The following is a 23,610-nucleotide window of genomic DNA, read 5'->3' on the forward strand; positions in this document are numbered from 1 at the left end:
AGCCCCCGGGATGGATCGCCAGCCGCGATGGCATTCAATCACTTACCGGCAGGCGTGCACGACGCCTTCGGACCATTGTCCGTCACGCCGGTGACACACTCGGTGCCGATGGCCAAGAATCTCCGACCCGATCGCCCTTCGGCGGACCCCACGGCACACCCTTCTCCGCGGACGGTCCTGGACCGCCTCGCGCCCGGACCGAGCCGGGCTTCGCGCATCACCCATACGGAGCACCTGCCCCCGCGCGCGGGTCGCCATGCGGTCTGGCCCGACCGCATCCGCTCGGAGGTCATCGCCGCTGTCCAGACGGCCGGAATCGATCATCCGTGGGTCCATCAGGCAGCCGCCGCCGAGCACGCCCTCGACGGCGAGTCGGTCGTCGTCGCCACTGGCACCGCGTCGGGCAAGTCGCTCGCCTATCTCGTTCCCGTGCTCTCCACGCTCCTCGACGGATCCGAGGCCGCGAACGGGCGCGGCGCGACCGCCCTCTACCTCGCGCCGACCAAAGCGCTCGCCGCCGATCAGTGCCGGGCCGTGAAAGATCTCTCACTTCCGCTCGGCACGGCGGTCCGCCCGGCGGTCTACGACGGCGACACCCCGTTCGAGGAACGCGAGTGGATACGCCAGTACGCCAACTACGTCCTCACCAATCCGGACATGCTCCACCGGGGGATCCTGCCCTCGCATCCCCGCTGGGCCTCCTTCCTGCGCGCGTTGCGCTATGTCGTCGTCGACGAGTGCCACACCTACCGCGGTGTCTTCGGATCGCACGTCGCCCAGGTGCTGCGCCGACTGCGCCGCCTCTGCGCCCGTTACGGATCCAAACCCGTGTTTCTGCTGGCGTCCGCCACCGCCGCCGACCCGTCGGTCGCCGCCGGCCGCCTCACCGGTCTGCCCGTACGCGAGGTCGCCGACGACGCGTCCCCGCGCGGCGACCTCGTCTTCGCCCTCTGGGAACCCCCGCTCACCGAACTCCACGGCGAGAAGGGCGCCCCGGTCCGCCGCACCGCCACCGCCGAGACCGCCGACCTCCTGACCGACCTCGTCGTCCAGGGCGTCCGCACGGTCGCCTTCGTCCGCTCCCGGCGCGGCTCCGAACTGATCTCCGTCATCGCCCAGGAACGCCTCGCCGAGGTCGACCGCTCCCTCGCCCGCCGTGTCGCCGCCTACCGGGGCGGCTACCTCCCCGAGGAGCGCCGCGCCCTCGAAGGGGCCCTGCACTCCGGCGAACTCCTCGGCCTCGCCGCCACCACCGCCCTCGAACTCGGCGTCGACATCTCCGGGCTGGACGCCGTCCTCATCGCCGGCTACCCCGGAACCCGCGCCTCCCTGTGGCAGCAGGCAGGCCGCGCCGGCCGCTCGGGTCAGGGCGCCCTCGCCGTCCTGGTCGCCCGCGACGACCCACTGGACACCTACCTCGTCCACCACCCGGAAGCCCTCTTCCGGCAGCCGGTCGAATCGACGGTCCTCGACCCGGACAACCCGTACGTCCTCGCCCCCCATCTCTGCGCCGCCGCATCCGAACTCCCGCTCACCGACGACGACCTGGCCCTCTTCGGACCCGCCACCGAGGAACTCCTGCCGCAGTTGGAGGCCGCGAGGCTGCTCCGGCGCCGTACGTCCGCCTGGCACTGGACCCGCCGGGAACGGGCCGCCGACCTCACCGACATCCGCGGCGAGGGCGGCACCCCCGTCCAGATCGTCGAGGCCGCCACGGGACGTCTCCTCGGCACCGTCGACGCCTCCGCCGCGCACGCTTCCGTGCACGACGGCGCCGTCCACCTGCACCAGGGCCGCACCTATCTCGTACGGCGGCTGGACCTCGACGACTCGGTCGCCCTGGTCGAGGAGGCGAGCCCCTCCTACTCCACGGTCGCCCGCGACACCACCTCCATCTCCGTCCTGGAAACCGACGTCGAGATCCCCTGGGGCGACGCCCGCCTCTGTTACGGCTCCGTCGAAGTCACCAACCAGGTCGTCTCCTTCCTGCGCCGCCGCCTCATCACCGGCGAGGTACTGGGCGAGACCAAACTCGACCTCCCTCCCCGTACGCTCCGCACCCGCGCCGTCTGGTGGACGGTCACCGAGGACCAACTCGACGCCGCCCGCGTCAATCCGGAGCAACTGGGCGGCGCCCTGCACGCCGCCGAGCACGCGTCCATCGGCATGCTGCCCCTCTTCGCGACCTGCGACCGCTGGGACATCGGCGGCGTCTCCGTCCCGCTGCACCCCGACACCCTGCTGCCGACGGTCTTCGTCTACGACGGTCACCCGGGCGGCGCCGGATTCGCCGAGCGCGCCTTCCACACGGCCCGCGCCTGGCTCGCCGCGACCCGTCAGGCCATCGCGTCCTGCGAGTGCGACGCCGGCTGCCCGTCCTGCATCCAGTCCCCCAAGTGCGGCAACGGCAACGACCCTCTGCACAAACGAGGGGCCGTCCGCCTGCTGGACGTGCTCCTACGGGGCGCTCCCGAGCCGGAGCCGGACGCGACCATCTGAGCCCTACGGCCCGGGACCGGGCACCGTCGGTCTCACCGGTATCACCGGTCCCGCCGGACCCGCGCGGGACCTCACCTCCGCCCCCAACGGCCCCGGCCCCGCCGCCACCGTCACCTCCGAGACCGCGCCGTCCACCACGCACCGGACCAGCCGCGCACCCTGCGCCTCGGCCACCCGCGCCGCCTGCGCACACGCTCCCGCGCTGCCCCGCAACCAGTGGTCCGCCGCCGCCAGCGCCGCCAAGTCCGCCGCGCCGCCCGCCTCATGACGGGCCACAACTGCCCGCCCCATCGCCAGGAAGGCGCCGAACACCAGGCCGAGGGTGGCCAGGGCGACCACCGCCCAGACGGTGGCGGAACCACGGTCGCGAGCACCATCTCCGCGCGCGTGCTTCACCGATCCCCCTCCTCGGCCCCGGCCGTGTCCCCGGATCCGGCCACCTCGTCGCCGCCGATCGTCTCCTCGGCCAACGCCACCGCCTCATGGCGCACCCGCACCATGAACACGTCCGGGCCGGGCACCGGTGCCTCGACCTTGACCCGCACCAGGTCGCCCTCCCGCCGTACGGTGACCCGCGCCCCGGCCGGCGCGGCCTGGCGGGCCACCGCCACGGCCACCGTGTCCGGGTCCTGGCGCGCGGAGGCCCGTGCTCCCGCCCGCGCCGCGTCCACGCACTGGATCTGTGCCGCCACGGCCAGCAACGCCCACACCAGCCCCATCGCGAACAGCACCAGCACCGGCAGCACCACGGCGGCCTCGGCGGTCACGAACCCGCCGTCCCCTGCCCGGTCCTGGGCCCCGCCCCGGGCACTCTCAGAACTGGACATCGAGCGCCTTCTCCACGACTCCTTGCAGCGCCGCCCGCGCCTGCCCGCTCGTCAGCACCTTGTGGAGCAGGGCAGCGAACCCCACAGCCGCGAGCAGGCCCATCGCGTATTCGGACGTAACCATTCCGGCGTCCCTGCGGCGTCCGCGTACCCACCGCACCGGAGCCCGCACGGCCTCCCATACCAACCCGGCCGACGCCTCCGCGCCCGCCCGCACTCGCTTCCTCGCACCCATCTCAACCCCCGTTTATGCGCGTTCCGTTGCACTGAACCTGTTTGCTCGTCCGAAGCCGCTTGCGCGCGGAATTACCTCGGGCCTGCATGCCTACCTACCTGTCAGTCACCCCCTCCGCCCATCAGTTGCCCCGCCAGTCCGATCAGGACGGGCAGCACCCCGATCGCGATGAACGCGGGCAGGAAGCACAACCCGACCGGCGCGGTGATCAGTACGCCCGCCCGTCGCGCCTTCGCTGTCGCCGCGCGCCCCCATTCGGCGCGGGTCTCGGCGGCGAGGCGTGCCACCGGCGCCGCCGCCGGTGCGCCCGATTCGCCGGCCCGTTCCAGGAGCCGCGCCACCGCCTCGCCACCCGCTCCGGCTCCCGGCAGGGTGGCCAACTTGCGCCAGGCGTCCGCCGGTTCGGCGCCGAGCCGTACCTCCGCCGCGCCCCACGCGAGCCGCGCCCCGACCGGACCGTCCAGGGACTCGCCGACCGCCTGTGCGGCGGTGACGGGATCGGCGCCGGCCGCGATTCATGCCGCCAACAAGTCGGCCGCCAAAGGGAGTTCCCGGCCGACCAGGGCCGCATCCACCTCCCCGACGGGTATGGGCCGTCGCCGGTACCGCCACGCGCCGTACCCGGCAGCCGCCCCGACCAACGCCCCGGCCACCCCGCCGACCAGCACGAACCCGGCGCACATCACCCCGGCCACCGGCAGCCACCGCCGCACCGCCGCCGTCCGCCGATGTCGCCGGGCGACGATCCCCGCCTGCTCGACGCCCGCCCTCTCAACGGCGTTTCGGCCTCCCAGCACCCGCGCCACCCGACGCCGTACCCTCCTTTCCCGACGCCCCTCTGTCACCATCCGCACCAGGGACACCAAGGCGCCCGTCACGCACAGGGTCACCCCCAGCCTGTGGACAACTTCTCCGGCCAGTTCCGTACCGCTCATGTCCTCTCCGCTCCCCGGACGATCCGCAGCGCCCACCACAGACCGGCCCCCTCCAGCAGTCCGCCCACCGTCAGACACCCGAGTCCCGCCCCGGTGTGCAGCAGCACCCGCAGGGGCGCCGCGCCCAGCGCGCTGCCCAGCAGCAACCCCAGCACCGGCAGCCCCGCGAGCATCACGGCCGTCGAACGGGCTCCCGCCAACTGCGCCCGCATCTCCGCACGTTGATCGCGCTCCGCGCGCAGGGAGCCCTCCAGCCGCTCCAGTCCGCGCGCGAGCCCGGCGCCCCGGTCCACGGCGACCCGCCAGCAGGCCGCGAGTCCGGACAGCCCCTCCGCGCCGGGCTCCCGGGCCGCCACCCCGAGCGCTGTCGGCACATCCCCGCCGAACCGGCCGGCGGCGAGCACGCGCGCGTGGGCGTCCCCGAGCCCTCCGGTGTCCCGAGCGGCCGTGAACAGGGCCTGTACGGGCTGTCGTCCGGCCCGCACCTCGCCCGCGAGGACCCCGCACAGGGCGATCACCTCGTCCACCCGCCGCTCCCGTGCCCGCCGGCGCGCTCCCGCCCCCACCGCCCGCCGTACGACCGGCACTCCCGCGGCCCCGATCAGCAGGGGCACCACCGAGGCCCCCAGCGCCGCGACCACGAGCCCGACGGCCAGGCACCACCACTCACGCCCCACCCGCCTCCGGCGCCGCACCTGTCCGAACCACCAGGGCCCGGCCCTCCCGCCGAGTCCGCCCACCGCCGTCTTCCCGGTACCGAGCAACCCCCGCGCCCGCCGCACCGGCCGCCGGTCCCGCGCGCTCCCCAGCCAACCGGCCGCTCCGGCGCACACCATCGCCAGGCCGACCACCGCACCTACAGGGAGCACCCCGCTCGCCCCGGTCACCGCCCCGCCTCCCAGGCACCGCCGAGCAGCCCCCGCAGCCGGGCCCACCCGGGCCCGCGCACAAAGGCGTCCGGTCCCCAGCGCAGCGCCGGCGCGGTCACCACCAGGCCCGACGTGTCCCGCTCCAGTACATGGATCTCGGCGATACGCCGCCGGCCGGCCCGGTCCCGTACGAGATGGAGCACGACCGAGAGCGCCGCCGCCAACTGGCTGTGCAGGGCGGCCCGGTCCAGGCCCGCCGCCGTACCGAGTGCTTCCAGACGGGCCGGGACGTCCGCTGCGGCATTGGCGTGGACGGTGCCGCAGCCGCCCTCGTGGCCGGTGTTGAGCGCGGCCAGGAGGTGGACGACTTCCGGGCCTCTGACCTCGCCGACCACCAGCCGGTCGGGCCGCATCCGCAGGGCCTGGCGCACCAGGTCCTGGAGGGTGACCAGTCCGGCGCCCTCCTGGTTGGCGGGCCGGGCTTCGAGGCGTACGACATGGGGGTGGTCGGGGCGCAGTTCGGCCGAGTCCTCGGCGATCACGATCCGTTCGGCTGGGCCGACGAGTCCGAGCAGGGCGCTGAGGAGGGTGGTCTTGCCGGAGCCCGTACCGCCGCTGACGAGGTAGGAGAGGCGGGCGTCCAGCAGGGCCCGCAGGACGCGGTCGCCGCCGGGCGGTACCGTGCCCGCCGCGACCAGTTCGGCGAGCGTGAACGCCTTGGGCCGCGCGACCCGCAGCGACAGGCAGGTCGAGCCGACCGCGACGGGCGGCAGCACCGCGTGGAGCCGGGTGCCGTCCGGCAGACGGGCGTCGACCCAGGGACGGGCGTCGTCCAGACGGCGTCCGGCGACGGCGGCGAGGCGCTGGGCGAGCCTGCGTACCGCCGGGGCGTCCGGGAAGGTCACGGCGGTCAGCTCCAGGCCGCCGCCCCGGTCCACCCACACGCGATCGGGCGCGGACACCAGCACATCGGTCACGGAAGGGTCGGCGAGCAGGGGTTCCAGCGGCCCTGTGCCCACCAGCTCCGATCGCAGTTGCTGGGCCGTGCCCAGCACTTCGGCGTCCCCGAGGACCCTCCCCTGGGCGCGCAGCGCCTCCGCCACGCGCGCGGGGGTCGCCTCGCTGCCGTTCTCGGCGAGCCACTGCCGTACTCCGTCGAGGAGCCGCGTGCCCACCACGGCGGTCATGACGCACCGCCTTCGACGGGCATGTGCTCCCAGAAGGCGCCGCAGAACCGGGCGAGTGGTCCCCTGGCGTCGCCGCCCGGTGGCCGGCCGTCGTCCTGTGCGGTCAACAGGCCGCTCTCGACGGGTAGTTCTCCCGCGAGGGGCAGTCCGAGAAGCCGGGCGACCTCCTCGGCGTCGAGTCCGACCAGCCCCTCACGCGCCCCCGGGAGCCCTCCCGTACGGCCCGCCGTCGCGCCGCCCCGTGGACCGCCGACGACGGCCCGCAGGTCCGGCAGGACCATGCCCACGGCCGACGCCACGCGGCTCGCCGCCGCCACCGCGCGCAGTTCGGCGGGCACCACGAGCAGGCCCAGGTCGAGTTGGGCGAGGGCTTCGGCCGACCCCTCGTCCACCCGGCGCGGCAGGTCCACGACCACCACGCCACCGCGTCGGCGCGCCGCGGCCAGCACCGCTCGCATCGCCTGGGGCGGCACGGTGATCGAGTCACCGCGGTCCCAGCTCAGGACGCGCAGCGCGTGCAGTTGCGGGAGCGCCTCCTCCAGGGCGCCGCCGCCGACGCGGCCCCGGGACTCGGCGAAGGCGGGCCAGCGCAGTCCGTCGGCCGACTCACCGCCGAGCAGTACGTCGAGTCCGCCGCCCAGCGGGTCGGCGTCGACGAGCATCGTGCGGCGACCGGCGCGGGCCGAGGTGACGGCCAGGGCGCAGGCCAGGGTGGAGGCTCCGGCTCCGCCGCGTCCGCCGATGACGCCGACGGTGAAGGCGGGCCGCCCCACGCCTTCGGCGACATCGGCGATCCGGTCCACCAGCCACTGCTCGCCGTCGGGCAGCATGAGCACATGGTCGGCGCCGATCTCGACCGCGCGCCGCCAGACTCCGGGGTCGTCCTGGTCCCGTCCGACGAGGACGACTCCGCGCCGGCGGGTGGCTCCACGGACGCGTGGCGCCGCGTCGTCGCCCACCAGGACCAGGGGCGCCGCGTCCCAGCCCCCGCCGCGCTCCGGCACCCCGTGATGCACTTCGGGCCGGGCGCCCGCCGCCGCGCACAGCCGCAGCAGATCGTCGAGGAGCGGCGGATCCTCGGTGACGATCAGCGGGCCTCCCCGCTGTCCGTCGGTCGCCCGCGCCCGGTCATGTGTGATGGTTCCCGCCACGATCCAGCCCCCTATCTCGGTGCGCGTCTCACGGACTCCCGGTGAGTCCGCGAATCCCGAACCTGAAGTTCCGTTCGTTGGCGGCGCGATACGTATCGCCGTCAGAAACCGGCCATGCGAAGCACGCCAAACCGAACCGCGGATGAACTCCGTGAGCGAGATGCGCTGGAATCACCGTGCAGCGATCCCGGAAATCGTGTGGATCTTGGTCAATAACTGTGGACAACTCAGTGGTTGTGAATATCCCCGTCACCCATACCGGTGACATCAACACGACTTCCACAGAGCAGCGCAACCGTCACACACAGTGACGAGTCCGAAGAGGGGAGAGCCGGCCCGGATCGGGGCGCGAGAGGGTCCCGGTGATCACCGGAGAGAGGACGAAACGCGTCCGGACATGCGACGACCCCCGCCGGGGGGGAGAGCGGGGGTCGTCCCCACGGCCGACTCGGGGGGGGAGGAGTCGGACCGGGTTAGCACGGTCGCGAACGATCCGTGACTTCCATGGTGTACCCGAGAGCCTTCTCAGGCAAACCCACACGCCCGAGCTTACGCCGAATGGTGGGCGCCTATGCTCAGGCTCGTGGAAAACCACTCCTTGCCCCGCACAGCCGCCTTCTTCGACCTGGACAAGACGGTCATTGCGAAGTCGAGCACGCTCACCTTCAGCAAGTCGTTCTATCAAGGCGGCCTGATCAACCGCAGGGCCGTACTACGCACCGCCTACGCGCAGTTCGTCTTCCTCGCGGGAGGCGCCGACCACGACCAGATGGAGCGCATGCGCGAGTACCTCTCCGCGCTGTGCCGTGGGTGGAACGTGCGGCTGGTGAAGGAGATCGTCGCCGAGACCCTGCACGACCTCATCGACCCGATCATCTACGACGAGGCCGCCTCGCTCATCGAGGAGCACCACACCGCGGGCCGCGACGTCGTCATCGTGTCCACGTCGGGCGCCGAGGTCGTCGAACCCATCGGCGAGCTGCTCGGCGCGGACCGCACCGTCGCGACCCGCATGGTCGTCGGCGAGGACGGGTGCTTCACCGGAGAGGTGGAGTACTACGCGTACGGCCCCACCAAGGCCGAGGCGATCAAGGAACTGGCCGAGACCGAGGGGTACGACCTCGCACGCTGCTACGCGTACAGCGACTCGGTGACCGACCTGCCCATGCTCGGATCCGTCGGCCACCCGCACGCCGTCAACCCGGACCGTGCCCTGCGGCGCGAAGCCCTCGCGCGCGAGTGGCCGATTCTGGACTTCCACCGGCCCGTCCGGCTGAAGCAGCGGATCCCCTCGCTGTCGGTTCCGCCGCGCCCCGCCCTGGTGGCCGCCGCCGCGGTCGGCGCGGCAGCCGCCACGGCCGGGCTCGTCTGGTACGCGACCAGGCGCCGCGCCACCGCGAGCTGACACCTCGCGCGCACCGTGAGCCGACACCCCGCGCGTGAGGATGACGCCCCTTGCGGAACAGCATTCCCACCAGCCGCCGGATTTGCCCTTATTTGAACCTAAAAGTAAAGAAGTGCAGCCAGGGCTTCCGCTTCATTCGGGACAGGAGTACAAAGGAGTCAACGGCCCGCGAGACCAAGGACATCCGAGAGGATCACCTTCAACGCTAACCAAGGCCCCACGGACCGAGCATGAACACTGGGCACCCACGCGACGTCGACCCGTCGAATACGGGCCAGCCGCACCAGGTGACGGGCGAGAGTTTCCGGCCTGATGGGCATATATCGAGGACGCTTGGTAACCGGGTGAACATGCCAGCGGCGGTACGAGAATTCGTACCGCCGCAACCCTTTTGAGGGGAGTCAGGCCGCGCCCCGTTGCAGCGCCTCGCACACCGCCGTCGACTCCCGCGCGCCCAGTTCGATCGCGCGCCCGCAATGGGCGATCCACTCCGCCACACCCTCCGGCGTCCCCGACGCGTACGCCTCAAGGGCCGCCGCGTACGCCGCCCGGCCCTGTTCCGCGTGGCCCACCTCGGCGGGACACACCGCCTTCGGGTCCAGGCCGCTGCCGATCAGCACGATGCGCTCCGCCGCGCGCGCGACGAGGCCGTTGTACGTGCCGAACGGGCGCAGCGCCAGCAGCTCCCCGTGCACCACGGCCGCCGTCACGAGAGCCGGCGCCGAACCGCCCGCGACGACCAGCCGGGCCAGGCCGTCCAACCGGCCCGCGACCTCGTCCGCGTCCGGCAGCGCCAGCTCGACCAACGGCTCGTCCACCGGCTCCCCCGCCTGCCGGGGGCGACCCACGCGCGCGTGCTGGTCGGCAGCCGCCACCAGATGCAGCCGGGCCAGGACCCGCAGCGGCGACTGCCGCCAGATGGACAGGAGTTGCCCCGACTCGGCAGTCAGCCGCAGGGCCGCGCCTACCGTGCGCGCCTCGTCGTCACCGCTGAAGTCGCCGCGCCGCCGCACCTCTTCGAGCGCCCAGTCGGCGCCGGACAGGGCGGCGGAGCCACGGGCGCCACGCAGGGCCGCCTCGGAGGTGATCTCGTTGCTGCGGCGCCGCATGATGCGGTGGCCGTAGACCCGGTCCACGGCCTTGCGTACCGCGGCCACGGAATCAGCCACTCCGGGAAGCGACCCGAGAGCGGCGAGCGGATCCGCGGTCGCACCTGACGTACTCATGGGTACGACCCTACGCACCCCGGGGCGCCGCCCCACGAAGGAGTGGTCTTCTTCACGTCGCGGTCCGGTGAGGCGGGGTGCGGCCACTATCGTTACTGAACATGAAAATTGCTTTCGTCGGGAAGGGTGGCAGCGGCAAGACCACCCTGTCCTCGCTCTTCGTGCGCCACCTCGCCTCGACCGGCTCCCCCGTGATCGCCGTCGACGCCGACATCAACCAGCACCTCGGCCCCGCACTCGGCCTCGACGACGCGACGGCGGACGCGCTGCCCGCGCTCGGCGAGCGGCTTCCCCTCATCAAGGACTACCTGCGCGGCTCGAACCCGCGCATCCCGTCGGCCGACACGATGATCAAGACCACACCGCCCGGCAAGGGCTCACGGCTGCTGCGCATCCGCGAGGAGAACCCGGTCTACGACGCCTGCGCCCGCACCGTGGAACTCGACGGCGCCGCCGTGCGTTTGATGGTCACAGGGCCTTTCACGGAGTCGGACCTCGGCGTCTCCTGCTACCACTCCAAGACCGGTGCCGTGGAGTTGTGCCTCAACCATCTGGTCGACGGCCGCGACGAGTACGTGGTGGTCGACATGACGGCGGGCTCCGACTCCTTCGCGTCCGGCATGTTCACCCGTTTCGACATGACCTTCCTGGTGGCCGAGCCGACCCGCAAGGGCGTCTCCGTCTACCGCCAGTACAGGGAGTACGCACGGGACTTCGGAGTAGCCCTGAAAGTCGTCGGCAACAAGGTGCAGGGCCAGGACGACCTTGACTTCCTGCGCGCGGAGGTGGGGGACGACCTACTGGTCACCGTCGGGCACTCGGACTGGGTGCGCGCCATGGAGAAGGGCCGCCCGCCCCGCTTCGACCTCCTGGAGGACGACAACCACCAGTCCCTGCGCACGCTGAGGGCCGCCGCCGACGCCGCGTACGGAGACCGGGACTGGGACCGCTACACCCGCCAGATGGTCGAGTTCCACCTGAAGAACGCACGCGCGTGGGGCAACGAGAGGACGGGGGCCGACCTGGCGGCCCAGGTCGACCCCGCCTTCGTCCTGCGGGAACGGACCACCGAGGTCGGCACACCGCAGCCGGCCTGAGACCCCCGCGTCCGTCCCTGTCGGCCGGCCGGAGTGGTCAGCGTGCTCCGGCCGGCCGGGCGGTCATCGCTGGGCCGGGGCTCCCGGTACGCCCTTGGGCGCCGGTGCGGGCTTGCCCGCGAGGAAGGCCGGCCAGCCCTCCTTGGGGGCCTTCCCCACGCCGAGGCCGCGCAGCTTGTCGAGGGTGGCCGGGTCCTGGGCGTCCAGCCAGTCGGCAAGCTGACGGAAGGACACACAGCGCACGTCCTTCTTGGTGCAGACCGTTTCGATGGTCTCCTCGATGGCACGCATATAGGTGCCGCCGTTCCAGGACTCGAAGTGGTTGCCGATCATCAGCGGCGCGCGGTTGCCGTCGTAGGCGCGGTCGAAGCCCTGGAGAAGCCCGTCACGCATCTGGTCGCCCCAGTACTCGCGCATGTCCGGGTCGCCCTGGGTGGTGGTGCCCGACTGGTTGACCATGAAGTTGTAGTCCATGGTCAGCGTCTCGAAGCCGCGCCCGGGGACGGGGACGAGCTGCATCGACAGGTCCCAGAGGCCGTCCTTCTTCTTGGGCCACACCTGGTCGTTGACGCCGCTGGTGTCATAGCGCCAGCCGAGTTCCCGCGCGGCCTGCATGAAGTTCTTCTGCCCTTCCAGGCAGGGCGTGCGGGCGCCGATGAGTTCCTTGTCGTAGTCGAAAGGAAGCGGCTTGGCGTCCTTCATCCCGGCATTGGTCTTCCACGACTTCACGAAGGACTTCGCCTGGGCGATCTCGTTCTTCCAGTCGGCGACGGACCATTCGCCGACGCCGGTGCCCTTGCCGCAGAAATGGCCGTTGAAGTGGGTGCCGACCTCGTTGCCTTCGAGCCAGGCGCCGCGGAGCTGGTCCACGGTGTCCTTGATGCCCTGGGAATCACCGAAACCGATGTCCGAGCTGCCCGTGTTGTGCTTGGGCGGATCGTAGAGTTCGCGCTTGTCCTCGGGCAGGAGATACACACCGCTGAGGAAGTACGTCATGGTGGCGTTGTTCGCCTTGGCGACCTTACGGAAATGGGAGAACAGCTTCTGGCTGTCCTCGCCCGCCCCGTCCCAGGAGAACACCACGAACTGAGGCGGCTTCTGGCCCGGTTTCAGCCGCTCCGGTCTCGGCAGATGCGGCTGGAGACCGGTGTACGCGGTGGAGCCGTCACCAATCAGCCGTACCGCATTCTTGGGTGCCGCTGCCTGTGCGCCCTTCTTTCCATGAGCGCCTTCCTCGGCGCCGTCGGTCGAGCAGCCGGAGAGTGCCACGGCGCAGGCCGCGGCCACCGTGATGCCCGCGGCGATCCTCTGGGTGGCGGCCATCCGCCCACCTTCTTCCTTCGAGTAAGGGCCGGGCCGCGCATCGGAACGGCTTTCCGACTCGGGCCCGGGTTCGGGACAAGGCGCCGCCAAGGTCGCACGGGATCGCTATTGAATTTGTATGACAAGCCGATCAAATGAAGCGTTCACTCGCCAGAGGGATTACTTGGGCCATTTGATGCAAATGTTCGGCTATCTTCTTTACTCTGGATTACGATCCATTTACCGAACTTTGAGATATCCCGCCACTGCAACGCCGTGACCCACGGCCGCGAGCCGCCCCCGCCATCGACGGGGACCCCTTGTTCCGCGACCGCGCTGCCCCGGAGGAGACGGGAAACATGTCAGCTTGCGTCCCCACACGCGTCCACACCGCATCTCGTACAGAGCGCGACCACCAACCCCACAGCCCACCGCGGCCCCCCAGATTCCGGGGCATGGGCGCCGACCTCTCCGCGTCCGTCGCCGTGTTCCTGATCGCGCTGCCGCTCTCACTCGGCATCGCCCTGGCCACCGGAGCCCCCCTCCAGGCCGGACTCGTCGCCGCCGCCGCGGGCGGCCTCATCGCCGGACGGCTCGGCGGCTCCCCTCTCCAGGTGAGCGGCCCCGCCGCCGGACTCACCGTCGTCACCGCCGAACTCATCCAGCAGTACGGATGGCGCGTGACCTGCGGCGTCACCGTCCTCGCCGGGCTCGCCCAGATCGGACTCGGCTGCCTGCGGGTGGCCCGCTCCGCACTCGCCGTGAGCCCCGCCATCGTGCACGGCATGCTCGCCGGCATCGGCGTCACCATCGCCGTCGCCCAACTGCACATCGTGCTCGGCGGCACCCCGCAGAGCGCCGTCCTCGAAAACCTCCGCGCACTGCCCGCCCAGCTGGCGGACGTGCACCCCGGCGCCGTGTCGATGAGCATCCTCACCCTCGCCCTGCTCTTCGCCTGGCCGAGGATCCCCGAGCCCGCCCGGCGCCTCACCCGCCGGGTGCCCGCCGCCCTGATCGCCGTCGCCGGAGCCACCCTCACCGCGTCCCTCGCCGGGCTGACCCTGCCCAAGGTGGACCTGCCGTCCTGGCGCAGCCACGCGCTCGCCGGGCTGCCCGAAGGACCCGTCCTCGGCATCGCGGCGGCCGTCCTCACCATCACACTGGTGTGCAGCGTGCAGTCCCTGCTGGGGGCCGTCGCCGTCGACAAGCTCACCGCCGGCCGCTCCGACCCGCGACGACGCGTCGCCCGCTCCGACCTCGACCGCGAACTGCTCGGCCAGGGCGCGGCCAACATCGTCTCCGGCACCCTCGGCGGACTGCCCGTGGCCGGCGTCGCCGTCCGCAGTTCGGCAAATGTGCAATCCGGAGCCGTGAGCCGGAACTCCACGATGCTGCACGGCGTTTGGGTAGTAGTGGCCGCACTGCTGATGGTGCCGCTTCTGGAGCTGATCCCCCTCGCTTCCCTCGCCGCCCTGGTGATGGCGGTCGGCATCCAGATGGTGTCCCTGAACCACATCCGTACGGTCACACGCCACCGCGAAGTGCTGGTCTACGCGGTGACGATCCTCGCCGTCGTCTTCCTCGGTGTCCTGGAAGGCGTGGCACTGGGCGTCGCGGTCGCCGTCGGCGTCGCCCTCCACCGGCTCGCGCGTACCCGGATCACGCACGAGCGGGACGCGCGAGGAGTACACCATGTGCGGGTGCGCGGGCAGTTGACGTTCCTCGCCGTGCCACGGCTCAGCAGGGCACTGCACCAGGTGCCCGCCGGGTCGGACACGGTCGTGGAGCTGGACGGCTCGTTCATGGACCACGCGGCGTACGAGTCGTTGCAGGACTGGCAACTCGCACACCGCGCGCACGGCGGGAGCGTGGAAGTCGCCGGACGTGCGGGGCGGCGGATCGCGGAGCCCGCGAGTACCTCGCACACGTGCTGCCGGCCCTGGACACCATGGCGCAACCACCACTGCGACCGGCCGCAGACGACGGCGCCACGGGCCGACGGTCGGCAGCAGCCGAGCGGGCATCAACTGGCCAGTGGGATCAGTGCGTTCCAGCGGAACACCGCGCCGCTGGTCCGTGGCGAGCTGGCCCGGCTCGCCCGGGAGGGACAGCGGCCGGCACAGCTGTTCCTCACCTGCGCCGATTCGCGACTGGTCACCTCGATGATCACATCCAGTGGTCCCGGTGATCTGTTCGTGGTGCGCAACGTCGGCAATCTCGTGCCACGGCCCGGCGCGGAGAGCGGCGACGACTCGGTGGCCGCGGCGATCGAGTATGCGGTGGATGTGCTCAAGGTGCGGTCCATCACCGTGTGCGGGCACTCCGGGTGCGGGGCGATGCAGGCGCTGTTGAGTACGCCGCCGGGTGGCGCCCAGACACCGTTGAAGCGGTGGCTTCGGCACGGGGCGCCGAGCCTGGAGCGGATGAAGGCGACCGAGGGACCATGGGCGCGGCTCGCCGGCCGGCCGGCCGCCGACGCCGTCGAGCAGCTGTGCCTCACCAATGTGGTGCAGCAGTTGGAGCACCTACGGCAGCACGAGGCCGTGGCACGGCGGCTCGCGGAGGGCGCGCTCGAACTGCAGGGGATGTACTTCCACGTCGGCGAGGCCCAGGCGTACTTGCTGGCGAACGGGGAGGAAGTGTTCGCGAAGGTGGCGGGCGACGTGGCGGGCGACGTGGCGGGCGACGTGGCGGTCAAGGGCTGAGGGGGAGGGTGGGGCGGGGGGAGGGGGAGGGGGGAGGCCCCCCACCCACGCCACCCTTCACCCTTCACCCCTCGCCCCTCACCCTTCACCCACCCGGACGCCGTTCCGCGGTTCGCGGGGAGTTGCTCCGTGAGAATCTGTCGTTCTCGGATTCCCCGGGGCTTCGGGGATTCCGGGGGCCCGGGGGCGTCGGGGAGATTCGGTCCGTCTCACAGGTCTAAACCAATTGTCGGCCAGCCCTTGTCACCGGGGGCCGGTTCTGATGAGCTGTGCCGCGGACACAACGGACACCCTGGGAAAGGGAGATGTCGTGAGCAACGAAAGCCTGGCCAACCTGCTCAAAGAGGAGCGCAGGTTCGCGCCGCCCGCCGACCTGGCCGCGAACGCCAATGTCACGGCGGAGGCGTATGAAAGGGCCAAGGCTGACAGGCTCGGCTTCTGGGCCGAGCAGGCCCGCCGGCTGACCTGGGCCACCGAGCCGACCGAGACACTGGACTGGTCCAACCCGCCGTTCGCGAAGTGGTTCGCGGACGGCAAGCTGAATGTCGCGTACAACTGCGTGGACCGGCATGTGGAGGCCGGGCACGGCGATCGGGTCGCGATCCACTTCGAGGGCGAGCCGGGCGACAGCCGGACCGTCACCTACGCCCAGCTCAAGGACGAGGTGTCGAAGGCCGCCAACGCCCTGACCGAGCTGGGTATCGGCAAGGGTGACCGGGTCGCGGTCTATCTGCCGATGATCCCCGAGGCCGTCGTCGCGATGCTCGCGTGCGCACGGATCGGGGCCGCGCACTCCGTGGTGTTCGGCGGGTTCTCGGCCGACGCGATCGCCGCCCGGATCACGGACGCCGACGCCAAGCTGGTCATCACCGCCGACGGCGGGTACCGGCGGGGCAAGCCCTCCGCGCTCAAGCCGGCCGTGGACGACGCGGTCGGCCGGGTCGACGGCGTCGAGAAGGTCGTCGTCGTGCGGCGCACCGGGCAGGACGTGGCGTGGGACGACAGCCGCGACCTGTGGTGGCACGAGATCACCGAGCGGCAGTCGGCCGAGCACACGCCCGAGGCGTTCGAGGCCGAGCACCCGCTGTTCATCCTCTACACGTCCGGTACGACAGGGAAGCCCAAGGGCATCCTGCACACCTCCGGCGGGTACCTCACGCAGGCCGCGTACACGCACCACGCCGTCTTCGACCTCAAGCCGGAGACCGACGTCTACTGGTGCACCGCCGACATCGGCTGGGTCACCGGCCACTCGTACATCACGTACGGGCCGCTGGCGAACGGCGCGACGCAGGTCATGTACGAGGGCACGCCCGACACGCCCCACCAGGGCCGGTTCTGGGAGATCGTGCAGAAGTACGGGGTCACGATCCTGTACACGGCGCCGACGGCGATCCGTACGTTCATGAAGTGGGGCGACGACATCCCCGCGAAGTTCGACCTCAGCAGTCTGCGCGTCCTCGGTTCGGTCGGTGAGCCGATCAACCCCGAGGCGTGGATGTGGTACCGCAAGCACATCGGCGGTGACCGCTGTCCGATCGTCGACACCTGGTGGCAGACCGAGACCGGCGCGATGATGATCTCGCCGCTGCCGGGCGTCACCGAGACCAAGCCGGGCTCGGCGCAGCGCGCGCTGCCCGGGATCTCGGCGACGGTCGTGGACGACGAGGCGGTCGAGGTGCCGAACGGTGGCGGTGGTTATCTGGTGCTCACCGAGCCGTGGCCGTCGATGCTGCGCACCATTTGGGGCGACGACCAGCGGTTCCTGGACACGTACTGGTCGCGGTTCGAGGGCAAGTACTTCGCCGGGGACGGTGCCAAGAAGGACGAGGACGGCGACATCTGGCTGCTCGGCCGGGTGGACGACGTGATGCTCGTGTCCGGGCACAACATCTCCACCACCGAGGTCGAGTCGGCGCTCGTGTCGCATCCGGCGGTCGCCGAGGCGGCGGTCGTCGGCGCGAAGGACGACACCACCGGGCAGGCGATCGTCGCGTTCGTCATCCTGCGCGGTACCGCGTCGGCCGATGACGCGAACCTCGTCGGCGACCTGCGTAACCACGTCGGCACCACGCTCGGCCCGATCGCCAAGCCGAAGCGGGTGCTGCCGGTGGCGGAGCTGCCGAAGACCCGTTCGGGGAAGATCATGCGGCGGCTGCTGCGGGATGTCGCCGAGAACCGGGCGCTCGGAGACGTCACGACGCTCACCGACTCGTCCGTGATGGATCTGATCCAGTCCAAGCTGCCAGCCGCGCCGAGCGAGGACTGACGCCACCTCGGGCCAACTTCCGGGTCCGACTCCGGCCGCCATAGGTCAGATCAGGGGCGCCCGGCGCATGCGAGCGTACGTCTCGCGCGCCGGGCGCCCCTTTTCTCCGTAAAGTGAAGATCGCCCGGTACTCCCCTCCGGGCCCCCGGAGCACCGCACGATCCACCCGGTAGGGTGTAAGTCGCGTCAAGGTCACGTCAAGAAACGTGGGAAGGGGCCACTCGGTCCCGGGCCTTCGGCGCCGCGGAACCCTAGGTGCGCCGGGAAGTCTGGTCGGCAACGCAGTCGAACGACCCTCGTTGCCGAACACGACCTGGAGGTCCGCACCCGTGGCCGCGCCCAAGACCCCGATCCAGGAACCCCCCACACCCCCCACGCCCCGCAAGGCGTTCGGGCGGCTCTCGCTCCCCGAGCGGAACTTCGTAGCCGAGGCCCTGCGCACCGAGACCGTCGGCGGTGTGCTGCTCCTGATCGCCGCCATCGCCGCGCTGATCTGGGCGAACACCCCCCTGAGCGACAGCTACGCGTCGGTACGGAACTTCCACATCGGCCCCTCCGCGCTCGGTCTCGATCTGTCGATCCAGCACTGGGCGGCCGACGGGCTCCTCGCCGTGTTCTTCTTCGTCGCGGGCATCGAACTCAAGCGTGAGCTGGTCGCCGGTGACCTCCGCGACCCGAAGGCGGCCGTACTGCCCGTCGTCGCGGCGCTCTGCGGTATGGCCGCGCCCGCGCTCGTGTACTTCCTGGTCAACATCAGCGGCGGCGGCTCCCTGCACGGCTGGGCCGTGCCGACCGCCACGGACATCGCCTTCGCGCTGGCCGTCCTCGCCGTCATCGGCACCTCGCTGCCGTCCGCGCTGCGCGCCTTCCTGCTCACGCTCGCCGTCGTGGACGACCTCTTCGCGATCCTGATCATCGCGATCTTCTTCACGAGCAGCCTGAACTTCGCGGCGCTCGGCGGCGCCGTCGTCGGCCTCGCGCTCTTCTGGGTGCTGCTGCGCAAGGACGTACGGGGCTGGTATGTGTACGTGCCACTCGCCCTGGTGATCTGGGGGCTGATGTACAACAGCGGCATCCACGCCACCATCGCCGGGGTCGCGATGGGTCTGATGATGCGCTGCACCCGTGAGGAAGGCGAGGAGCACTCGCAGGGCGAGCATGTCGAACACCTCGTACGCCCGCTGTCGGCGGGGCTCGCGGTGCCGCTGTTCGCCCTGTTCAGCGCGGGTGTGGCGGTGTCGGGGCCGGCGCTGGCGGAGGTGTTCACGCAGCCCGAGACGCTCGGTGTCGTGCTCGGTCTCGTGGTCGGCAAGGCGGTCGGTATCTTCGGCGGGACCTGGCTCACCGCCCGGTTCACGCGGGCGTCGCTGTCCGACGATCTGGCCTGGCCCGATGTGTTCGCGGTCGCGTCGCTCGCCGGGATCGGCTTCACGGTGTCGCTGCTGATCGGGGAACTCGCGTTCGCCGACGACCCGGCGCTGACGTCGGAGGTCAAGGCGGCCGTGCTCACGGGTTCGCTGATCGCGGCCGTGCTGTCGGCGGTCCTGCTGAAGGTCAGGAACGCCAAGTACCGTGCGATGGTCGCCGACGAGGACCGCGACGACGACCTCGACGGCATCCCCGACATCTACGAGCAGGACAACCCGGCGTACCACCTGCGGATGGCCGAGATCTACGAGCGGAAGGCCGCCGAACACCGCAGGCTCGCGGACGTGACCGCCGGGGAAGGCGCCGGGCGGGGCGCCGGGGAGGGCCGCGGGGACGAGGGCCGGGACGGTGGCGGGGCGGGCAGTCGCGGCGACCATCCGGCATGATCTGACACCAAAGCGTCATCCACGGCGTCCTTACGTACGGCAGAGTCGGCGGACAGCACCGGCGAACAGAGCGAGGGAGCGGCCGTGGAGTCAGCGATCCGCGGCAGAAAGAGGGAGAACGCGATGAGCGCACCCGACGCCCCCGTCGGCGCCGACCAGAGCATCGGCAAGCTGGTGGCCTCGGCGGCCGGTGAGATGTCGGCACTGGTGCACGACGAGATCGCCCTGGCCAAGGCCCAGTTGCGGCAGGACGTCAAACGCGGTGCGGTCGGCGGCGGGGTCCTGGCGGCGGCCGGTGCCGTGCTGATCTTCTCGCTGCCGATGCTGAGCTTCGCACTGGCGTACGGGATCAACTCCTGGAGCGGCTGGCACCTCTCGTGGTGTTTCTTGCTGTCCTTCCTCGCGAGTCTCGTGGTGGCCGGGCTCTTCGCGCTGGTCGGGGTGTACTTCCTGAAGAAGGCGAAGAAGGGGCAGGGTCCGCAGAAGGCGGTCGCGTCGGCGAAGGAGACCGCCGCGCTCCTGCAGAACGCGAAGCCGCACCCCCGTGAGGTGACGGCGGGCGATGACGTCCTGGAGCGGCCCGCGCTTGTGGCACGCTCGACGTCATGACAGACCCCGCCCCCCATTCGGCGCAACCCATGTCGCCCGTACGGATAGATGGTCCCTGGACGCATCGCGACGTGGCCGCCAATGGTGCCCGCTTCCATATCGCGGAGATGGGTGACGGGCCGCTGGTGCTGCTGCTGCACGGCTTTCCGGAGTTCTGGTGGTCCTGGCGCCATCAACTGGTGGCGCTCGCCGACGCCGGGTTCCGTGCGGTCGCGATGGACCTGCGCGGGGTCGGCGGCAGCGACCGCACCCCGCGCGGCTACGATCCGGCGAACCTCGCGCTCGACATCACCGGTGTCGTACGGTCGCTCGGCGAGCCGGACGCGGCGCTGGTCGGGCACGACCTGGGCGGCTATCTGGCGTGGACGGCGGCCGTGATGCGGCCCAAGCTGGTGCGCCGGCTCGTCGTGTCGTCGATGCCGCATCCGCGGCGCTGGCGGTCGGCGATGTTGTCGGACTTCAAACAGACCGCCGCGGGCTCTTACATCTGGGGGTTCCAGCGGCCGTGGCTGCCGGAGCGTCAGCTCGTCGCGGACGACGGGGCGATGGTCGGCCGGCTGATCCGGGACTGGTCGGGCCCCCGTCTCACCGAGTTCCCCGACGACGCGGTGGTCGACACGTACCGGCGCGCGATGTGCATCCCCTCGACGGCGCACTGCGCGATCGAGCCGTACCGGTGGATGATCCGGTCGATGCTGCGGCCCGACGGTATCCAGTTCAACCGGCGGATGAAGCGGCCGGTGCGGGTGCCCACGCTGCATCTGCACGGCTCGCTCGACCCGGTGACGCGGACGCGCAGCGCGGCGGGCTCCGGCGAGTACGTCGAAGCGCCCTATCGCTGGCGGCTGTTCGACGGGCTCGGGCACTTTCCGCACGAGGAGGACCCGGTGGCCTTCTCGACCGAGTTGGTGAACTGGCTGAAGGACCCCGAGCCGGACCGGTGAGCCGGCCGGTGGCGCAGTGGTCGCGCAGTGGTCGGCGGCGCGGTGGCCGGTGGCGCGTGTTTCCGGCCATGGGGCGCCCGCGATTCCGAGCCATGGGAACGCCTGTCCGGCGAACAGCCATTTGCCCCGCGCATAGGCCAATTGGGGGGCGTGGGGGCGGTTACCGACCTTGAGGCACGGGCAGACGTCGGGGTATGGGCTGGACGCACGACTACAGTGACGCAGCACGCAACCGCCGCTCGGCCTCCGCGCTGACCGCCCGTCAACAGGGCGGTCCGGGGGATCGGGGCGATACGCACACCGCGCAGGCCATCGGGATCCCGCGCATCCTGCGCAGAAGGGCCCGCTGGGTGTCCGCGCGGCTGCGGCACACCCGGGGCTGAGCCCGGGGCGGCGCCGAACCCTTTTTCACGGCGGGGCGCATCCCTGAGCCTTACAAGGCGCATCCCTGGCTGTCGACCTGCTGGTTGGCGGTGCGGCCCGCCTCGATGTCCTGACGCACCTCGTCGGCGGTGAGCGCGTACCCCGTCTGGGGGTCGTCCAGGGACTTCGCGAACACCACCCCGTACACCTTGCCGTCCGGGGTGAGCAGCGGGCCGCCGGAGTTGCCCTGGCGCACGGTCGCGTACAGCGAGTACACGTCGCGGCGGACGGTGCCGCGGTGGTAGATGTCGGGGCCGTTGGCGGTGATCCGGCCGCGTACGCGCGCGGGGCGGACGTCGTACGAGCCGTTCTCCGGGAAGCCCGCGACGATGGCGCTGTTGCCGCTGTCCGCGTCGCCCGACGTGAACTGGAGCGCGGGCGCGCGCAGGTTCGGTACGTCGAGTACGGCGATGTCGCGCTGCCAGTCGTAGAGGACGACCTTGGCGTCGTACAGCCTGCCTTCGCCGCCGATCTGGACGGTGGGCTCGTCGACGCCGCCGACCACGTGCGCGTTGGTCATGACGCGGCGGTCCGAGAAGACGAAGCCGGTGCCTTCCAGGACCTTGCCGCAGCTCTGGGCGGTGCCGACGACCTTGACGATGGACCGCTTGGCGTTGGCGGCGACGGCGCTGTTGGCGAGGGCCGGGTCCGGGGGCTGGACGTCCTTGATCGGTTCGTTCGCGAAGGGGCTGAAGACCTGCGGGAAGCCGTTCTGCGCGAGGACCGACGAGAAGTCCGCGAACCAGGTGTCGGCCTGCGAGGGCAGTACGCGGGAGACTCCGAGGAGCACCTTCGAGCTGCGGACCTCCTTGCCGAGCGTCGGCAGGGTGGTGCCCGCGAGGGCGGAGCCGATCAGCCAGGCGACGAGGAGCATCGCGACGACGTTGACCAGGGCGCCGCCCGTGGCGTCCAGGGCTCTCGCCGGGGACCAGGTGATGTGCCGGCGCAGCCGGTTGCCGAGGTGGGTGGTGAACGCCTGTCCGACGGAGGCGCAGACGATGACGGCGACGACGGCGATGACGGCGGCGGTCGTGGAGACCTGGGCGTCGTCGGTGACGGCTCCCCAGATCACCGGCAGCAGATAGACGGCGACGAGTCCGCCGCCGAGGAAGCCGATGACCGACAGGATGCCGACGACGAAACCTTGGCGGTAGCCGACAATCGCGAACCAGACGGCGGCGACCAGCAGCAGGATGTCCAGCACATTCACCGTTTCAAGCCTCGCCTTACCTCGCCGCCTGCGGCTGCCCAAGTCCGGCCGGGGGTCCGGGGGGTCCCGCGGATTTCCAGCACGGTCGCCCACCTTGTCATGAGCGCCAGTCCAGTGGGACCTGCTTGGTGCGGTCCCAGGGGCGCTCCCAGCCCGCGTAGTGCAGGATGCGGTCGATCACTCCGGCGGTAAAACCCCAGACCAGAGCCGATTCGACGAGGAATGCGGGGCCTTCGTGGCCTCGCGGATGGACGGCTGTGGCGCGCTTCTCGGGATCCGTGAGATCCGCCACGGGCACGGTGAAGACGCGGGCGGTCTCGGCGGGGTCGACCACGCCGACCGGGGTCGGGTCGCGCCACCAGCCGAGGACGGGGGTCACGACGAAGGCGCTCACCGGGATGTACAGCTTGGGCAGCACGCCGAAGAGCTGGACCCCGGCCGGGTCGAGCCCTGTCTCCTCGCGGGCCTCGCGCAGCGCGGCGCGCAGGGGGCCCTCGCCGCCCGGATCGCCGTCCTCCGGGTCGAGGGAGCCGCCGGGGAAGGAGGGCTGCCCGGCGTGCTCTCTGAGGGAACTCGCGCGCTCCATGAGCAGCAGCTCGGGGCCTCGGGGGCCTTCGCCGAAGAGGATCAGTACGGCGGACTGGCGGCCCGCGCCGTCCTCGGGGGGCAGGAAGCGGCTGAGCTGGTCCGGCTCGACGGTCTCGGCGGCGCGCGCCACCGGGGCCAGCCAGGTGGGCAGCCCGGCGGTGGTCACGGGTACGGGGTCCGTGCCGATGCCGTTACCTGTCCCGCTGCCGATGCCGTTGCCCGACCCGGTTCCGGTGCCGTGGTGGATATGGCCGCTCGTGTGCCTCATCGGCACCCCCGTCCTTCTGAGCGCAATGCCCGCGCTGAGCACAACGC

19 protein-coding genes and 1 pseudogene are annotated in these 23,610 nt (G+C 71.4%); 9 read left to right on the forward strand and 11 right to left on the reverse strand.

The annotated features are described in order from the left end of the window. The first annotated feature begins 27 nt into the window (after positions 1 to 27). Positions 28 to 2,499 carry a DEAD/DEAH box helicase gene (locus ACIQNU_RS15095; RefSeq protein ID WP_401365957.1) on the forward strand — a complete coding sequence of 824 codons (2,472 nt, stop codon included), beginning with the start codon at positions 28 to 30 and terminating at the stop codon, positions 2,497 to 2,499. Positions 2,500 to 2,502: 3 nt separating this feature from the next. Here ACIQNU_RS15095 and ACIQNU_RS15100 read toward each other — a convergent pair whose 3' ends face one another. The 7 genes and pseudogenes from ACIQNU_RS15100 to ssd all read right to left on the reverse strand — a co-directional run bounded on the left by ACIQNU_RS15100 (position 2,503) and on the right by ssd (position 7,703). After that, positions 2,503 to 2,895 (reverse strand): Rv3654c family TadE-like protein, encoded by a 393-nt coding sequence (locus ACIQNU_RS15100; RefSeq protein ID WP_401365959.1) that lies wholly within the window; start codon positions 2,893 to 2,895, stop codon positions 2,503 to 2,505. Further along, complete coding sequence (locus ACIQNU_RS15105; protein ID WP_401365961.1) at positions 2,892 to 3,326, reverse strand: TadE family type IV pilus minor pilin; 435 nt, start codon at positions 3,324 to 3,326, stop codon at positions 2,892 to 2,894. The genes ACIQNU_RS15100 and ACIQNU_RS15105 overlap by 4 nt, the downstream gene beginning before the upstream one ends. Further along, the gene (locus ACIQNU_RS15110; protein ID WP_401365963.1) at positions 3,313 to 3,561 is read right to left on the reverse strand and encodes a DUF4244 domain-containing protein; all 249 of its coding nucleotides are present in this window, start codon (positions 3,559 to 3,561) and stop codon (positions 3,313 to 3,315) included. Before ACIQNU_RS15110 ends, ACIQNU_RS15105 begins: the two co-directional genes overlap by 14 nt. A 101-nt stretch (positions 3,562 to 3,662) precedes the next feature. Beyond that, a pseudogene (locus ACIQNU_RS15115) lies at positions 3,663 to 4,481 on the reverse strand (type II secretion system F family protein). Between the two features lie 11 nt (positions 4,482 to 4,492). Beyond that, positions 4,493 to 5,332 (reverse strand): type II secretion system F family protein, encoded by an 840-nt coding sequence (locus tag ACIQNU_RS15120; RefSeq protein WP_401366406.1) that lies wholly within the window; start codon positions 5,330 to 5,332, stop codon positions 4,493 to 4,495. Between the two features lie 47 nt (positions 5,333 to 5,379). Next, positions 5,380 to 6,552, reverse strand: coding sequence for a TadA family conjugal transfer-associated ATPase (locus ACIQNU_RS15125; protein WP_401365965.1), 1,173 nt, complete (start codon positions 6,550 to 6,552; stop codon positions 5,380 to 5,382). Next, positions 6,549 to 7,703: a septum site-determining protein Ssd gene (gene ssd / locus ACIQNU_RS15130; RefSeq protein WP_401365967.1), complete on the reverse strand. Its 1,155-nt coding sequence runs from the start codon at positions 7,701 to 7,703 to the stop codon at positions 6,549 to 6,551. Before ssd ends, ACIQNU_RS15125 begins: the two co-directional genes overlap by 4 nt. A gap of 571 nt (positions 7,704 to 8,274) precedes the next feature. Here ssd and ACIQNU_RS15135 point away from each other — a divergent pair. Next, positions 8,275 to 9,108: an HAD family hydrolase gene (locus tag ACIQNU_RS15135; RefSeq protein ID WP_401365968.1), complete on the forward strand. Its 834-nt coding sequence runs from the start codon at positions 8,275 to 8,277 to the stop codon at positions 9,106 to 9,108. A gap of 401 nt (positions 9,109 to 9,509) precedes the next feature. Here ACIQNU_RS15135 and ACIQNU_RS15140 read toward each other — a convergent pair whose 3' ends face one another. Further along, a complete protein-coding gene (locus tag ACIQNU_RS15140; protein WP_401365970.1) occupies positions 9,510 to 10,334 on the reverse strand; it encodes an oxidoreductase in 825 nt (274 codons plus the stop codon). Between the two features lie 101 nt (positions 10,335 to 10,435). Between ACIQNU_RS15140 and ACIQNU_RS15145 the strand changes: the two genes are divergently transcribed. Beyond that, positions 10,436 to 11,431: an ATP-binding protein gene (locus ACIQNU_RS15145; RefSeq protein WP_401365971.1), complete on the forward strand. Its 996-nt coding sequence runs from the start codon at positions 10,436 to 10,438 to the stop codon at positions 11,429 to 11,431. Between the two features lie 63 nt (positions 11,432 to 11,494). Here the strand turns inward: ACIQNU_RS15145 and ACIQNU_RS15150 are convergent, their stop codons facing one another. Beyond that, entirely contained in the window at positions 11,495 to 12,754 is a 1,260-nt protein-coding gene (locus tag ACIQNU_RS15150) for a hypothetical protein (RefSeq protein ID WP_401365972.1), read from the reverse strand. Positions 12,755 to 13,092: 338 nt separating this feature from the next. On the opposite strand from ACIQNU_RS15150, the gene ACIQNU_RS15155 reads away from it, so the two are divergent. From ACIQNU_RS15155 to ACIQNU_RS15180, 6 genes are all read left to right on the forward strand, one after another. Further along, complete coding sequence (locus ACIQNU_RS15155; protein WP_401365974.1) at positions 13,093 to 15,438, forward strand: bifunctional SulP family inorganic anion transporter/carbonic anhydrase; 2,346 nt, start codon at positions 13,093 to 13,095, stop codon at positions 15,436 to 15,438. 262 nt (positions 15,439 to 15,700) lie between these two features. Beyond that, a complete protein-coding gene (acs, locus tag ACIQNU_RS15160) occupies positions 15,701 to 17,707 on the forward strand; it encodes an acetate--CoA ligase (protein ID WP_401365975.1) in 2,007 nt (668 codons plus the stop codon). A gap of 329 nt (positions 17,708 to 18,036) precedes the next feature. Further along, entirely contained in the window at positions 18,037 to 19,521 is a 1,485-nt protein-coding gene (nhaA, locus tag ACIQNU_RS15165; RefSeq protein ID WP_401365977.1) for a Na+/H+ antiporter NhaA, read from the forward strand. A 123-nt stretch (positions 19,522 to 19,644) separates the two neighbouring features. Then, entirely contained in the window at positions 19,645 to 20,130 is a 486-nt protein-coding gene (locus ACIQNU_RS15170; protein ID WP_401365979.1) for a phage holin family protein, read from the forward strand. Continuing rightward, complete coding sequence (locus ACIQNU_RS15175; RefSeq protein ID WP_401365980.1) at positions 20,127 to 21,074, forward strand: alpha/beta fold hydrolase; 948 nt, start codon at positions 20,127 to 20,129, stop codon at positions 21,072 to 21,074. Before ACIQNU_RS15170 ends, ACIQNU_RS15175 begins: the two co-directional genes overlap by 4 nt. 194 nt (positions 21,075 to 21,268) lie before the next feature. Then, positions 21,269 to 21,457: a hypothetical protein gene (locus ACIQNU_RS15180; RefSeq protein ID WP_401365982.1), complete on the forward strand. Its 189-nt coding sequence runs from the start codon at positions 21,269 to 21,271 to the stop codon at positions 21,455 to 21,457. 50 nt (positions 21,458 to 21,507) lie between these two features. Here the strand turns inward: ACIQNU_RS15180 and ACIQNU_RS15185 are convergent, their stop codons facing one another. Both ACIQNU_RS15185 and ACIQNU_RS15190 read right to left on the reverse strand, forming a co-directional pair. Beyond that, the gene (locus tag ACIQNU_RS15185; RefSeq protein WP_401365984.1) at positions 21,508 to 22,707 is read right to left on the reverse strand and encodes a MarP family serine protease; all 1,200 of its coding nucleotides are present in this window, start codon (positions 22,705 to 22,707) and stop codon (positions 21,508 to 21,510) included. Between the two features lie 97 nt (positions 22,708 to 22,804). After that, positions 22,805 to 23,563: an NUDIX hydrolase gene (locus ACIQNU_RS15190; RefSeq protein WP_401365986.1), complete on the reverse strand. Its 759-nt coding sequence runs from the start codon at positions 23,561 to 23,563 to the stop codon at positions 22,805 to 22,807. Positions 23,564 to 23,610: the final 47 nt, after the last annotated feature.

Source organism: Streptomyces sp. NPDC091292 (genome assembly GCF_044757265.1).
Classification (GTDB): domain Bacteria; phylum Actinomycetota; class Actinomycetes; order Streptomycetales; family Streptomycetaceae; genus Streptomyces.